General features: G+C 57.9%; 21 protein-coding genes. All 21 read left to right on the forward strand.

Annotation, left to right across the window (positions count from 1 at the left end; genetic code table 11):
- Positions 1–260: VIT1/CCC1 transporter family protein (locus Q427_RS15810; RefSeq protein ID WP_043515654.1), on the forward strand; the 260-nt coding region annotated here is incomplete at its 5' end.
- Between the two features lie 477 nt (positions 261–737).
- The gene (locus Q427_RS15815) at positions 738–1,844 is read left to right on the forward strand and encodes a tyrosine-type recombinase/integrase (protein WP_231613728.1); all 1,107 of its coding nucleotides are present in this window, start codon (positions 738–740) and stop codon (positions 1,842–1,844) included.
- A 192-nt stretch (positions 1,845–2,036) separates the two neighbouring features.
- Complete coding sequence (locus Q427_RS15820) at positions 2,037–2,459, forward strand: hypothetical protein (protein ID WP_043515656.1); 423 nt, start codon at positions 2,037–2,039, stop codon at positions 2,457–2,459.
- On the forward strand, positions 2,402–2,989 hold the full coding sequence (locus Q427_RS15825; RefSeq protein ID WP_155833589.1) for a hypothetical protein: 588 nt from the start codon (positions 2,402–2,404) through the stop codon (positions 2,987–2,989). Before Q427_RS15820 ends, Q427_RS15825 begins: the two co-directional genes overlap by 58 nt.
- A 282-nt stretch (positions 2,990–3,271) precedes the next feature.
- The gene (locus tag Q427_RS34220) at positions 3,272–3,352 is read left to right on the forward strand and encodes a hypothetical protein (RefSeq protein WP_231613729.1); all 81 of its coding nucleotides are present in this window, start codon (positions 3,272–3,274) and stop codon (positions 3,350–3,352) included.
- Positions 3,349–3,699, forward strand: coding sequence for a hypothetical protein (locus Q427_RS15830; RefSeq protein WP_043515659.1), 351 nt, complete (start codon positions 3,349–3,351; stop codon positions 3,697–3,699). The genes Q427_RS34220 and Q427_RS15830 overlap by 4 nt, the downstream gene beginning before the upstream one ends.
- Before the next feature lie 207 nt (positions 3,700–3,906).
- Complete coding sequence (locus tag Q427_RS15835) at positions 3,907–4,242, forward strand: helix-turn-helix domain-containing protein (RefSeq protein ID WP_197030679.1); 336 nt, start codon at positions 3,907–3,909, stop codon at positions 4,240–4,242.
- A gap of 367 nt (positions 4,243–4,609) precedes the next feature.
- A complete protein-coding gene (locus Q427_RS31410) occupies positions 4,610–4,783 on the forward strand; it encodes a hypothetical protein (protein WP_155833591.1) in 174 nt (57 codons plus the stop codon).
- 72 nt (positions 4,784–4,855) lie between these two features.
- Positions 4,856–5,104, forward strand: coding sequence for a hypothetical protein (locus Q427_RS15840; protein ID WP_043515663.1), 249 nt, complete (start codon positions 4,856–4,858; stop codon positions 5,102–5,104).
- Positions 5,101–5,235: a hypothetical protein gene (locus Q427_RS35445; protein WP_269321257.1), complete on the forward strand. Its 135-nt coding sequence runs from the start codon at positions 5,101–5,103 to the stop codon at positions 5,233–5,235. The genes Q427_RS15840 and Q427_RS35445 overlap by 4 nt, the downstream gene beginning before the upstream one ends.
- Positions 5,232–5,525, forward strand: a complete 294-nt coding sequence (locus Q427_RS15845) for a hypothetical protein (RefSeq protein WP_043515665.1) — start codon at positions 5,232–5,234, stop codon at positions 5,523–5,525. The genes Q427_RS35445 and Q427_RS15845 overlap by 4 nt, the downstream gene beginning before the upstream one ends.
- The gene (locus Q427_RS15850; RefSeq protein WP_043515668.1) at positions 5,522–5,725 is read left to right on the forward strand and encodes a hypothetical protein; all 204 of its coding nucleotides are present in this window, start codon (positions 5,522–5,524) and stop codon (positions 5,723–5,725) included. The genes Q427_RS15845 and Q427_RS15850 overlap by 4 nt, the downstream gene beginning before the upstream one ends.
- A gap of 180 nt (positions 5,726–5,905) precedes the next feature.
- Entirely contained in the window at positions 5,906–6,028 is a 123-nt protein-coding gene (locus Q427_RS35450; protein WP_269321258.1) for a hypothetical protein, read from the forward strand.
- Positions 6,029–6,424: 396 nt separating this feature from the next.
- Entirely contained in the window at positions 6,425–7,066 is a 642-nt protein-coding gene (locus Q427_RS30310; protein ID WP_197030680.1) for a type VI secretion system-associated protein TagO, read from the forward strand.
- 93 nt (positions 7,067–7,159) lie between these two features.
- Positions 7,160–7,942, forward strand: a complete 783-nt coding sequence (locus tag Q427_RS15860; RefSeq protein WP_043515672.1) for a DUF3800 domain-containing protein — start codon at positions 7,160–7,162, stop codon at positions 7,940–7,942.
- A 522-nt stretch (positions 7,943–8,464) separates the two neighbouring features.
- Positions 8,465–8,713, forward strand: coding sequence for a DUF4124 domain-containing protein (locus Q427_RS15865; protein ID WP_043515673.1), 249 nt, complete (start codon positions 8,465–8,467; stop codon positions 8,711–8,713).
- Between the two features lie 233 nt (positions 8,714–8,946).
- Positions 8,947–9,219: a hypothetical protein gene (locus Q427_RS15870; RefSeq protein WP_043515676.1), complete on the forward strand. Its 273-nt coding sequence runs from the start codon at positions 8,947–8,949 to the stop codon at positions 9,217–9,219.
- Between the two features lie 31 nt (positions 9,220–9,250).
- Positions 9,251–9,379, forward strand: coding sequence for a hypothetical protein (locus Q427_RS35455; RefSeq protein WP_269321259.1), 129 nt, complete (start codon positions 9,251–9,253; stop codon positions 9,377–9,379).
- The gene (locus Q427_RS15875) at positions 9,372–11,264 is read left to right on the forward strand and encodes a phage tail tape measure protein (RefSeq protein ID WP_051496438.1); all 1,893 of its coding nucleotides are present in this window, start codon (positions 9,372–9,374) and stop codon (positions 11,262–11,264) included. Before Q427_RS35455 ends, Q427_RS15875 begins: the two co-directional genes overlap by 8 nt.
- A 121-nt stretch (positions 11,265–11,385) precedes the next feature.
- Complete coding sequence (locus Q427_RS15880) at positions 11,386–11,832, forward strand: hypothetical protein (protein ID WP_155833592.1); 447 nt, start codon at positions 11,386–11,388, stop codon at positions 11,830–11,832.
- 50 nt (positions 11,833–11,882) lie between these two features.
- On the forward strand, positions 11,883–12,181 hold a 299-nt coding region (locus tag Q427_RS15885), incomplete at its 3' end, for a hypothetical protein (RefSeq protein WP_043515679.1).

The following is a 12,181-nucleotide window of genomic DNA, read 5'->3' on the forward strand; positions in this document are numbered from 1 at the left end:
CCGTGTTCATGGGCGTCGGGGCGCTACCGTTGTTACCCTTTCTGGTTCCCTATCTCAGCGGTGCGGAATACTTCGTTGCCAGTGGCGTGGTAACAGCCCTGGCGCTGTTCGGTATCGGCTGGATCAAGGGGTGGGTGCTTGATACCCGTCGTTTTCAAGCCGGTTTGGAGACCCTGCTCATGGGCGGCGGCGCTGCAGCAGTGGCCTTTCTCTTCGGTTTCTTTCTGGAACCGATGCTGGGCGATCTGAGGCTGGGATAAACTCACAGGAGTGCCGTATCGAGTATCGAAGCCTCGTGGATACGATGTATAAGTCATTGCAGATTGGCCTTGGCCAGGATCAGCGGTGCCAACAAATGAGACGGCCTGTTGGCCACAAAAAAGAAAAGCCGCTGAAATCAGCGGCCTAACTTGATAATTGGCGGAGGGACAGCCCGCCATTCGGTCGTGTGCCAGGGTGTATCATGAGTGCTCAGGGAATGACAAATAGACATTACATATCAATTGCCTACCTCTATTTCTGGCCCTCCTAACAACCACGCCTTGTATTACCTTGTGCCACCGGCTATCATCCAATGACTTTATTTATGTTGGGTTAGATGTTGGAGATGATGCCATGCCCAAGAAAGCGCCCGAACTAGCCGCCGTCGATGTCAGGCGCCTGACCGAGCCTGGCCTGTATGCCGTTGGGGGCGTGGCCGGCCTTCATCTACAAGTGGCCAGGTCTGGCGCTCGTTCTTGGGTGCTGCGCGCAATGGTCGGCACAAAGCGCAGAGACATTGCCTGGGTGGCTACCCTGACACAACACTCGCCGGCGCCCGAGAGAAGGCCAGGGAGGCACGTTCGAAGATTCAGCAGGGCATCGACCCAGTAGTCGAGCGTCGGGCTCTTAGAAGCGCTCTGCTGGCCCAGCAGGTACGCGATATTACCTTTGAGCAATGCGCCAGTGAGGTCATCAAGAAGAAGCAGGCCGAGTCTCGCAACGCCAAGCATGCCCAGCAGTGGGAAAACACGCTCAAGACCTATGCCTATCCCGTACTGGGCAAGATGGCCGTTGCCGACGTGGAACTGGCCCATGTGCTGAAGGTGCTCGAGCCTGAGTGGGAAACCAAGACCGAAACCATGACCAGGGTACGCCAGCGCATCGAGGCGGTTATTGCGTGGGCAACCGTGCATGGCCATCGCTCCGGCGACAACCCTGCACGCTGGAAGGGTAACCTTGATGCCATCCTGCCGAAGCCCTCGAAAGTATCAAAGGTGAAGCACCATAAGGCGCTGCCGATCGACGACATGGGCGAGTTCATGGCGAAGCTGCGCCAGCAACAGGGCATGGCTGCCAAAGCCCTAGAGTTCACCATTCTGACGGCTGCCCGCTCAGGGGAGGTTCGTGGCGCAACCTGGGGCGAGATCGACCTGCCAAACGCCGTTTGGACAATCCCCGCCGGTCGCATGAAGGCAGAAAAGGAACACCGCGTGCCGTTATCCAAGCAGGTTGTCACGCTGCTTGAGAGCCTGCCGCGTCATGCCGAGTTCGTCTTTCCTGCCCCGAGAGGTGGCAAGTTTAGCGATGCTTCCATGGCTGCTGTGCTCAAGCGCATGGGCGTGGATGCCACCGTACACGGTTTCCGCTCGACGTTCCGCGACTGGGCAGCCGAACGCACCAGCTACCCGCATCACGTATGCGAGATGGCCCTGGCCCACACAATCAAGAACGCAGCCGAAGCGGCATATCGCCGTGGCGACCTGATGGAGAAGCGGGCCAGGTTGATGCAGGACTGGGCAATGTTCTGCAGCAAGATCCAGCCCAAGGGCGATGTGGTCCCGCTGCGTAAGGCGGAGGTGTGACCGCCCGGAGTAGTGATTGAACAACGGCTTATGAGCAGGGCAGGGCAATACCCAACGAAAGCCCCATCATAATCCACAGAATACACGCGGCGATGCCGCACCGTGTTGGCTGGCCTAGGGTAGCTCCCGAACGTGCGAGTACTCCACCGCACTGGCCAGCCTCTTCAACTGGAGAGCGTGAGGAGTAGCGCTATGAAACGAATCATACGAGATGTGGCACAACTGCCCGATTGGTTTGAGGTAGAGCCCTATACCCTCTGGCCGGAAAAGGACCTGTACGAAGCCGCCTATGCTATAAGCGATCGATTCTTCTTTTGGCGATTTTCGGAAGCMTTGATGTATGAAGGGGAAGGAAGGAAATACACTGCTTCAGAAAAGGAAATAAGCACTGCATTGGAACAACTGGCAAATGGAGCCAAACGTCCGTATGAGCGCTTCGCCATGGAGCCCATGGTCGAAATTTTCAAAGTGCAGCGGAGTATTCACCAGGATCCGGAAGTTGCTGCTAAACTGGACGACAGGGACCGGAAGATGAGGCGCTGTCAGAGCAGGCCAGCATGGCTGCACAAAATATCATGGGTGAAGGCTACTATCCAGATAGAAGAGAGGATGTAAGCCTTGTCACCCTGTGGCATGCAATGGACTTTATGAAAAGGAATGCAGATCTAATCCAGCGTGTCGAGCAAGCTGCACAATCTCTGGCCGACAGGTCTGGATGGGATTTTGAGGAGGTCCGTGATTCGATGTTCGCCCACATCCCGATTTACGGAGATGATGGTAGCAGCTACGTGGTTGTTGAGGGCTACCCCACTATTGATGCTGAAGTCCAAGCAATAAGGCGCTATCTTGTCACGCGCTATACTGATGGGGGATCCTTGCCAAGGGTACGTCCTTCAGAAGTACGGAAGCTCTTCGAATACCGAGCCGCAGCATATGCTGACCTGAAGACCTGGGCTTGCCTTACACGCTCAGAAATCACGGCAAAATGTATGGCAAACGCACTGTTTCCAGATGGAAGGTTTGGCGAGCTAGACATGCGCCCCTCGAGAACCATAGGGGGGTTCTTTGGACGACTTGAGCGCGAAGCTGGTTACTTGAGCGACATCGTCAGCAAGGCAGCCGAGCTCGAAGGGCTACAACTTTGAATAAAGAAAACTGCAGGCATTCAATTATCCGTAGAGGCAATTGAATGCCATTTCCTTAATGGAGTTTTGAATTCAGAAAAATATTCCCCCTCCTGAATCTTATTGAATCCAAAAACTAGACATTCTTCGCCTTGTTGATAGCCAATGAGACAAGGTGACTCCAATGAATCAAGCAACACACACAGTCAGCAAGTGGCTCAGTGATAAGCAGGTAGCCGAGCGGTACGAGATTGGCCGGGCAACGCCTGGCGCTGGGTAAGGGAAGGCAATTTTCCTCCCCCCATCAAACTAGGGGCGAGCTGCACACGCTGGCGCCTTGCCGATCTGGAAGCATGGGAGGCAAGTCGGGAGGTGGCGCAATGAGCCGGCTTCCGAGGTTCCCAACCCAAGAGCATTTCATTACCCACACCCGTGCCGTCCTCGCCATGCTCCTGCGTGGAGATGGTTGCGACCAATACAGCTACCACCGCCTCACTGGCCTGCCGCTTTCCGACTTCAGAACCAGGGTCAGTGAACTGTACCGGGCCGGCTGGCCCATCGACCGCGAGTTTCACCAGACGCTTGACACCAACGGCGAGCCACGGCGCTGTAAGCACTATTGGCTCAATGCCGAGGAAATGGCGGGATACTTCGCCGCTGCGCCTGTGTTCCGGGTGCGCTGTAAAGCGTTCGAGGAGAAGCACGGAGGTGGGCCATGTCACACCAACTAAAAGAAAACCCCGCCCTGGTGGCTACCAGTGACGAGGCTTCATTCCAGACTGAACACCTGAATGATAGCTCATCCGTCCAACAGCCTGCCAGTAACCTCACGGCCCCCATATGCGGGGCCGCATCCAAGGCCGGGTGATCCCATGTCGAAGAAAAAACCCAAGGTCCATTGGGGGGCTGGGGGCGCTCTCGCTATACCTAGATTCCTCATGGGCCATGATGACTTCCGTGAGCTTTCACCCTCCGCGCTTAAGGTATTGCTTGCGCTGGGCTATCAGTACAACGGAAGCAACAACGGGGATCTCTCGGCCACTCATAAGACGATGCGTGAGTGGGGAGGCATGGCCGAGGCCACCCTATCCAGAGCGCTGCGAGAGCTGCAGGAGCGCAACCTGATTATCAAGACCCGCACCAACTACAAAGGGCGTGATGGCGCCCGCTGCGCTCTTTATGGGCTGACTTGGGCTCCCATCGACGAATGCCCCGGCAAGATGCTCGAGATTCATCCGTCCATCGTGGCACCGCGCAAGCTAAGCAAAGGTTAGCGGTATGGCCCGCAACGTTAGATTTTTACCACCTTCAAAAATTGAAGCCATTGGCATCAAAAAATGAAGCCTTATCGGTGCAACGACCAGTTTTCAACAAGAAAGGCATCAGAAATTGAAGCCTTATCGGCACTTTTGGGGGTTTTGTGACTTCAATTATTGAAGACCCTTATAAGTTACCAGGGGGGTATAGCTCAGATGAGTGACCGTCGCACTGCTGCGAGGCGGTGGCAGGGTGAGGGGAAGCTGCAAAATGCCTTGATCATCACTGGTCCTAAAGCACCAATCGTCACCGGCCAAAAAGTGCTTGCCTCTCATGGAGCAATGACATACCTTGTCATACATACGAACACAAAAGGAATTAAGCATGGCTCCGCACGACCAACATATCAGCCTCCGGCTTTCTGCCGACCTGCTGGAAAGGGTGGAGACATACCGCCTGGAGCTGGAGAAAGTGACGCGCCAGCCTGTGAGCCAGGCGGCTGCACTTCGAGCGCTGATCGATGCGGGGCTGGAATTCATAGAGAAGGGCAAGCAGTAGAAACGAATTGCCCCGAGGTGTTGGAGCACCCCGGGGCGATACACACCGGCAACCACTGAGAGGACAGCCGACATGCAAGAACAGTCTACCATCGATAGCCAGGCGCTGACCCCAGCTACCTTTCTCGGGGACTACCGCACCATGCTCAACGTGTCCATTGCCCAGCGCGCCATTCTCAGCGTGTTGATGGACGGGACCATGCCACTGACCGACTTCCACCGGCACGGCCTAATGGTCGCCATGGACGAGATGATAAGCACCCTGGAGGGACGCGCCGAACTTCTCGTGGATGCGGGATACGTCGAGGAGGGTGCCGAATGATCGTCACCGCTGCCGAACTCCGCACCGTGGTCGAGCTACTGGCCCCGCGCCGTAACGAAATCCTGACAGCCGCTGCCCTGGCCATGGCTGTACGCCTGCTCCCCCTCACTCGCCTGGAGACCGCCAAATGAGCTATTCACTCGACACTGCCAGCCATATCAGCGCTGATCGTAACCGCGTAGTCATCCGGGGCAGCTACTTATTCACGAAGCAGGTTTCCGGCCTGAGCAAGCAGCAGCGCATTCAGCTAATGCACGAAGCCAAGGATCGTATTCGCCGGCGTGATGCCGAGCCAGCCGCATGGTTCTATCATCCGACCCGCACCGATTGGGTGAAGGCCCGATATTACCGTGGCGAGTTCGACGGACAGCCCCATGAGGTGCTGGGACGCGCATTCACTGGCGAAGAGGTGGCAGCATGACCGCTCAACAATCCATCACCAGAATCGACGCGATCGAAGTCCATTCACGCCGCGCCAAGGCCCTCACTCAGATGCTGATGACCTACTGCGCCCAAGGCGACGACGAGCCGAGCCAAGAAGTCATCGCTGAGGTGCTGGCTGAAATCTGTGAGCGCCAGGACGCTATCGGCGCCGAGATCCACCGCATCGAGAAGCAGTAGCGCGGGGTCTGGCCCCTCCTAAAAAAAAGGGGGGGGGCTATCGCTCTCTCAGATAAGGAGGTCTCACGATGACCGTCACCATAGTCGCCGAACCAATCAACGGCATTACGGTATGCAGCCCCACCAAGCTACCCGCCCAAGCTACCCGCCGACGCTGAGCGCCTGGAGCCTGACGACTTCATGCTGGCACTGGCTCAGGTGGAGGACGGCGACACCATTGCCGCAACCTTCACCGACGGTGACGAGCGCTTGCTGTGGCTGGACGAGGAATACGGCATCACCGGCTGGAGGCCCGCACAATGACCGATTTTCGATCTGAACGTATCGGCTTGACCAATGCCGCCCGCCTGCTTGGCGTCCCAGTGACTGAGTTGAAGGCCGCCATCCAGCAAGGGCGCCCCTGCGATGGGTGGCCCCGCCACAACCGATAGTGCGGGCTGGGCAGAACCGGGGGAACCTGCTGTTTCTGGCCGGCGATGTGATGGATTGCGCTGAGGGAATGACCAAGGCCAAGCGCTGAGCATCATGCCTACCGACTGATTTAACTGAACCTTGCTTTGCCCCGCCATCGAGCAGTTTTTTCGTTTGAGGGCTTGGCGCCCACCGGTGGCGATGCAGCAGGGCAGGAAACTTGATATACCTATGGGCTGAAAAAAAGAATCTGAAAAACGCAGGGGTCTCATGGGGAACACAACTAAAATGATCTTGGTGGTGTTTGGGGGAATTTTCCTCTACGCCATACTGGCCGATCCATCCGACAAGCCAGAACGCTCAGTAACCACAGGTACGAACACGCAAGCCGCAGTAGTACTAGACGCAGAGGAGGGCGAAGCTGAGCAAGAGGAGCCCAGGCCGCCACCGCCCCGATCGCCATCTCCGCCCCCGTCTCCCTGGTCGATAAGCCAGCAGACATCGCCCGTCGATGATAGTGAGAGCGTTTGGCTCACCACCTACTCCAAAGAACGTGTGCCGCACAGGTATCGGTCCGGAGGAGGCGCGCCAGCTCGCCTTCAGCTGAGATGTATGGAGAACACCACAGCGCTTTACGTTGAATTTAACGATCAGCACATGTCGAGCAGCCCTTACCATGACTGGGGCCATGTCGTCATTCGCATCGACTCACGGGATGCACGGACCATCAAAATGAGCGCGTCGACAAACAACCGGTTGCTCGGCCTGTTTCGTGGCAATAGGTCTATACCTGTAGTCCGCAGCATGTTCGGCGGAGAGCAGCTGTTGGTGAGGGCCACGCCATTCAATGGCTCGCCGATTACTGTCACTTTCGACATCGCTGGGCTGGAAGAGAAAGTTCAACCGCTTCGCCAGGCGTGCAACTGGTAATATGAGAATCACTAAGCACTCACATTTGCCCAAGGCCTTTGGTGAGAAATGCCAGGTTGGTAGCCGGGACTTTTGATAGGACTAGGAGGATTAGTGGCATCCAGTTTTGTTGTTTATATTGATGAGGCGGGAGATGAGGGCTTTGTCTTCAGAGAAAATGGCTCAGGATCGTCAAGGTGGTTTGTGCTTACCGCTTTAGTGATCAGGAAGGAGAAGGATCAGCAGAATATTATCCCTGCAGCCAAAGAGTTGCGAGAACTACTTGGCAAGAAGCCCAAGGCGGCCCTCCACTTCAAGGACCTCAAGCATGCTCAGCGCGTTCCTATTTCTCGCCGCTTAGGGAGAATGCCTGTTCGTGCTGTCAATATCGTCATTCACAAGCCCTGCATCGCCTCTCCCGACGTATTCCAGCAAGAGCCCTACGCCCTCTATCGCTACGCCAGCAGACTCCTCTTAGAACGCGTTTCTTGGCTTTGCCGCGATAATCGGATCCAGGGTACAGGTGATGGCAAGGCCGAGCTAATCTATTCGAACCGTACCAGGATGTCTTACCAAGACTTGGTCGAGTATTTAAACAAGCTAAAATTCGACCAGAGCAATGTGCGTATCGACTGGACTTCTGTGGATCCATCCTTGGTCAGGGCAGTGAACCATGATCAACTGGCAGGTCTTCAATTTGCTGATGCCATGGCATCGGGTCTCTACTATGCTGTTACTCCCAATAGATATAACGAAGTAGAGCCTAGGTATCTAGAGCTAACAGCTGAAAAACTCTATAGGCATAGGGAGAACCTGGAAGGGTACGGCATAAAATTTTGGTGTAACTGCAGAGATCAGAAGCGCCAGCTATTGGCTATCGCTGAGCCAAAAAAATAGAGCTGCAGTGAGCAGCTCTATGGTATTTAAACAGGCCCCGGGTTCGAGGATCCCACCCTTTCGGGCTGCCACCTTTCGGCGACCTCTACAAGCCCCGCGCTTGCCTGCATCCCCAATATAGACCATCACCTCCGCGCGAGCAACTGAGCGACGACCCAGAATCCTACCCCAGCCCGCCCATCGAGGCGGTTTTTTGTGCCTGAGAGCAGGGCCAGAATAGGCCGCCACGACACGCCCCCTTACCGTGGCTACCCTAGCGCCTCACCCAACCGACGCAATTCTCCGCCCGTTACCGCGCCGCAAGCAGTTATGGGAGCAACGGCATAACTGTATGCCGGCCCGATGAGGTACCGCCGACAGCCGAGCGCCTGGAGCCTTCATGCTGGCACTAACTCAGGTGCAATGCTGACCCTGATCGAGACTCGGCTCTGGTCGCTCTCCTACGAGCAGCATGAGAAAAACCGTACAAATAAGCAGATTATGAAATGCTAGCCTTGCTGGTAGCCAAAGGGGACTGAGCCCATGAAAGTGATTTTGCTACTTCTGGCGATACTGCCGCTGGCGGCCACGGCTGACATACAAAAATGCAAATACCAGGGCAGGACTGTCTATCAAGACGAGCCATGCCCCGAGGGTACTGAGGTGCCCTTTGATGCGAGCGGCTTGTACATTACCTCTCTCTCACCTGCGCAACCGGATGCCGACGCAGCGACCCAGGCGGAAGAGGCGGAAGACTCGCCCGTGATCATCAGTAGCGCCGATCCCGAGTAAGCTTATCGGGCCGTTGGCCTGACTAAACGCACCGCATACATCTAGCCCGCCACCCGGCGGGTTTTCCATTTCTGAGCCCAGCCAAGCGCTGGGGTTGTTCATGCCTGCTCGTCAGAAAACCCAGCCCCTCCGGGCGGCCTGGGCCTTCTATGATCATGAGTGAAATTCATGTTTGATGGAATTTGTATGAAAAATATGCTACTTTGAGGGTATATCCATGAACGGGTTTCAGCATGATCGACCACGCGCTAGCACTACTCGAAATGCACGACCTGCCGAGCTGGGAGAAAGACGCCCCGCTTCGCCGTGAGATGGAGCGCCTGCGCGATGACGTGAGGGGTTATCAGCTGGCTGCTGGCCATGACGAGGGTCGCGCCTGCCGTAAGGCCGCCCAGGTGTCAGAGCGTGCCGATCGCATTCGCGCATTCATGGCCAACAAACGCCATGGAGCCCAGGCCATCAACGGTTGGGGCTTCGCTTCGAGAGGCCACCGCTATGAACTCTGATCGCGCCGGACGCCCCCCCAGGGGCCGCAACGTGAAGCCGAGCAAATCCGCAATTGCCAACTATTTCAAGCTGCTGCAAGACAAGGCCAACGAAGGCGACACCACCGCCGCCGGCTGGCTGGTTTTCATCAGCGAGAGCAAGGGGCGCCTTGATGGCTGATCTAGAAAAAAGTGTCGCCATCATCTTTGAGGGCGTCGATCAAATGGGGGCTGGTGTCACGTCCGTGACCCGCCAGATGCAAGGGGTGGGTGATAGCGTTCAGAAGGCTGCACAGCCGCTTGCTGACTTCACCATGGGCGTGCTTAAGGCAGAGGCAGCGCTACTGACGACAGGCGCCGCCGTGACCGGCCTGGCCGTGAAGGTGGCCGGTGACTTCGATGCCAGCTTTCGAGAGATCACTACCCTGCTGGACGAGTCCGGGGAGTCCCTGGGCTCGCTGCGAGCCGGGATCCTCGACTATGCCACCGATAGTACGCAGTCCATCGACAACATTACCGGCGCCTACTACAACCTGATCAGTGCCGGCAACGACACCGAAGAAGCACTGACCCTGCTGGCCGCTGCCGAACAACTGGCAGTCGGCGGCAAGACCGACCTCGACACCGCCGCCAAGTCGCTGGCCGGCACCCTGAGTGCTTACGGTGCCGAAGCCGGCGAGGCTGGGGACTATACCGATACGCTGTTCGTGGCCATGGCCAACGGCATGACCACCATCGGCGAGCTATCCAGCGCCCTGCCCAACATCACCGGCCTGGCCTCTCAGCTGGGCGTGGACTTCGACACCCTGGCGGCTGCCACGTCAGCACTGACCACCACCGGGCTTTCCACCAGCCAGGCAGTAACCCAGGTCGGCGCCGCCCTGAATTCGATCATGGGCCCGTCACAGCAAGCCCGGACGCTGGCGGAAGAGCTGGGGATCGAGTTCAGCGCGACCGCCCTGCGATCCATGGGCCTTGCTGACTTCATGGACATGCTCGCCGAGGCTACCGGGGGCAGTGAGCAGCAGATGCGCATGCTGTTCGGCTCATCCGAAGCCACCAAGGGGATGCTGTCCCTGATGGGTCCCGTGGCCGATGCCTTCGCGTCTGGCCTGGTGGACATGGAAGAGAAGTCGGGCGCAACGTCTGCCGCCTTCGACAAGATGGTCGATGCCGTGGGCATGGGCACCCAGAAGATCAAAAACGCCATGACGGTGACGCTGATCAACCTGGGGGATCCGCTGCTCGAGGAGTTTGGCGGGATTCAATCAGCCATCGCGGCCATCTTCAATGCTATCGGCGTGTCACTGAACGAGGGCCAGCTTAAGCAGTTCGTGGACCAGCTGGAGGGCATCTTTCAGACGATGGAGGCCCAGCTCCACGCCGTTGCCCAGAACCTGCCAGAAGCCCTGGAGTCGGCAGACTGGAGCGGCTTCATTGGCGGGATCGAGGCCATCCGCGAAGCCATCGGCGGGATATTCAACAATGCCGACATCACCAGCGCCGAAGGCCTGGCGTCGGTTATCGGAACGCTGGGCACCGCTTTCCAGATGCTGAGCGAGTACACCGCCGGAACCATCACCGCCCTTGTGCCTTTCATCGAGCAGCTCGGCAGCCTGGCCGAATGGATCATGAAGATTGACCCGGAATGGGTCGCGCTGATGGGCAAGATCGGCGGGGGTGCTGTCGTCCTGACAACGGTGCTGAGCGTGCTCAGTAGCCTACTGTCCATCCTGCGGTCGCTTGCCGGGACCAAGGGTGCTATCCCGATGATGACGGCAGCCACCGGCAAGCTGGCCGCAGTAATGGGAGCCACCGGCGCCGCTAGCCTGGTGGGTGCCGCTGGCCTGGCCGCCGGGGCCCTGGTCTACCTGACCGGCAAGGCAGTGGATTACCTGGTAGCGTCGGCGACATCGAAGAGGCACAGGGCAAGCTGCTCGAGGCTGTCGATGATTCCGCCAAGGGCATCGTGGACAGCTACGACGACCTGTTCGACGCCATCGAGGACGGGACCGTTACCTGGGACCACGCCACCGGGCAGTGGATCCGCGCCACCGGGGAAGTGAACAACGCACTGACCAGGTGACGCAAGGTGCCGAAGAGGCAGCCAGCAGCACGCGAAACATATCCGAGGCCGCAATAGAGGCCGCCCTCTCAGTGTCGGGCATCGGTGACGGCGGCAGGGGCATGAAGACCCTTTCCGAAGCTGCCGTAGAAGCCGCCATTGCCCTGTCCGGTATCGGCGAAGGCACCGAAGACATCAAGACTCTGGACGCAGCCGCCGTAGGTGCGGCCCTTTCCGTGGCCAACATCGGCGGGAGCGGCGCGGGCATCAATGTCCTGTCGGCGGACCTGTCCGACACGAGCGAGTTTGTGATGGGTCTGGATGGCCGGCTCATCGAGGTCAACAAGACCATATCGACAATGGGCACCGTCGCTGAAATGACCGGCGACCAGATCGAGAAGAGCACCGCCCAGCTCACCGAGCTTGAGAAGGTCGCCATGGAGTTGGCGAGCAATGAGCGCATCGCGGCCATGGAGTTCACCGCCAATATCGCCGTGGCGGGGCTGGAGCTGACGCCCGCAAGGTGGAGTCCATCCTGGGAGCCACCAGCGACACTATCACCGGTCTAGCTGAGTCATCGGCCAACATGTGGGAAACCCTGGGCGGAGGGGATCTTTCGATGAGCCAGCGCTGGGACCTGGAGGGCGCGATACAGCAGCAGCTCGATATACAGCGCGAGGCCGCCGACCAACAGAAAAAGCTGATCGACGCGCAAATTGACCAGATCCGCACCCGCACCCAAGCCATGCGCGATGGCGATGGGCTGATCCAGATCGACAGCTCAGGCCTCGAGCCAGCCCTCGAGATGGTTATGTGGCACATCATCGAGAAGGTTCAGCTGCGAGCAAATGCCGAGGGGCAGGAGTTCCGTGGTGGGCCTTGGAGGAACCACAGCATGACGAATACCGCTCACCTCAC

Source organism: Halomonas sp. BC04 (assembly GCF_000568385.1).